Origin of the sequence: Pseudomonas sp. EA_65y_Pfl1_P113 (assembly GCF_963970525.1) — a bacterium.
GTDB classification, from domain to species: domain Bacteria; phylum Pseudomonadota; class Gammaproteobacteria; order Pseudomonadales; family Pseudomonadaceae; genus Aquipseudomonas; species Aquipseudomonas tritici.
Genome location: NZ_CAXAQM010000639.1, coordinates 1 through 440, shown reverse-complemented (window position 1 = coordinate 440; position 440 = coordinate 1). Strand labels below are relative to the sequence as shown.

The 440-nt window shown below is 63.2% G+C and carries 1 pseudogene; it reads left to right on the top strand.

The features are described 5' to 3' along the window. Positions 1-144 precede the first annotated feature (144 nt). Positions 145-440: pseudogene (locus AACY52_RS31500) on the top strand (hypothetical protein); the annotation flags it as partial.

Below are 440 nucleotides of genomic sequence, written 5' to 3'. Positions count from 1 at the left end.
AGGACTGACTGACCGAAACCTGACAGCGCCCGATTTAATGACAACAGGCTAAAATCAAAATTTCGCACCGCACGGTCAGGTCGCCGTCAGGACCAGGGTCGATACGGGCCGGGTCGCACTTCCAGCGGCAAAGGAGTTTCGACGATGAACAAGTCCCTGATCCTCGCCGCAGCTAGCTTCACAGTCGGCGCATCTGCCGCGCCCACATCCCCCGCCAAGCCGCTGGCTGCCAGCACGAAGGCGAACCTCGAAGCGGCGATGCGCGGCGAGGCGTACGCAAACCTGAAGTATCTCCGCTATGCCGATCAGGCTCAAGCCGCGGGCAAGCCCGAACTCGCCAAGCTGTCGGACGAGGCCTTGAAGGCCCGTACCGCCGAATTCAAGCAGCAGCTCGCCGCCGGCAAGACCCTCGACGACCTGCTGGTCCCCGCCTTCGCCAC